Annotated in this window: 1 protein-coding gene; it reads right to left on the bottom strand. The window is 35.2% G+C overall.

The genetic code is table 11. From position 1 onward, the window contains the following. On the bottom strand, nucleotides 1-944 hold a 944-nt coding region (gene pfkA, locus FUA24_RS00435; RefSeq protein WP_148539593.1), incomplete at its 3' end, for a 6-phosphofructokinase. Between the last annotated feature and the right edge of the window lie 24 nt (nucleotides 945-968).

Below are 968 nucleotides of genomic sequence, written 5' to 3'. Positions count from 1 at the left end.
ATTTTTGTTTTTCCTTTAATGGCTTTTTCTAAAGGTGTAAGTTCCATTTTACTATCTAACAAACCAACCATGTAATTAGTTTTACCTTCAAGTAAAGACTCTACTGCTTTTACGCCCATACGGCTTGCTAAAACTCTATCAAAACATGATGGTGCTCCGCCACGTTGCATATGCCCTAAAACAGATACGCGTACATCATATCCTTCCATATTTTGGTCTACATATTCTTTTAATTCAAATATGTTTTTTCCAATTTTATCACCTTCGGCAACTACAACAATACTTGATGTTTTACCAGATTTTCTGCTTTTGTTAAGTGAATCTACAAGTCTGTCTAATCCTAAATCTTCTTCAGGAATTAAAATTTCTTCGGCACCACCAGCAATACCAGCATTTAGTGCTATATGGCCTACATCACGCCCCATAACTTCAATAAAAAATAATCTGTTATGCGAACTTGCTGTGTCTCTAATTTTATCAATGGCATCAACAACGGTATTTAAAGCGGTATCAAAACCTAAGGTATGTGTTGTACCGTAAATATCATTATCAATTGTTCCTGGTATTCCTATTACTGGAAATCCAAACTCTTGGTTAAACACTAAACCTCCTGTAAAAGAACCATCACCACCAATAACTACTAAGGCATCAATGTTATGTTTTAACAGGTTTTTATGTGCTTTTTCTCTTCCTTCTTTAGTACGGAACTCTTGTGAGCGTGCAGATTTTAAAAACGTACCTCCTTTGTTAATTATACCTTTAACACTACGCGCATCTAAGGCAGTGAACTCGTCATCAATCATACCTTGGTATCCTTGGTAGATACCAATACATTCTACATCATGGTAGGCACATGTTCTAACCACAGAACGTATAGCTGCATTCATTCCAGGTGAATCTCCTCCAGAAGTTAAAACTGCTATTTTTTTAATTCTATTTGGCATATACTTTATTTGTATTTGCTTGTA

The organism is Seonamhaeicola marinus (assembly GCF_008085455.1).
This window is presented reverse-complemented; position numbering and strand designations above follow the sequence as displayed.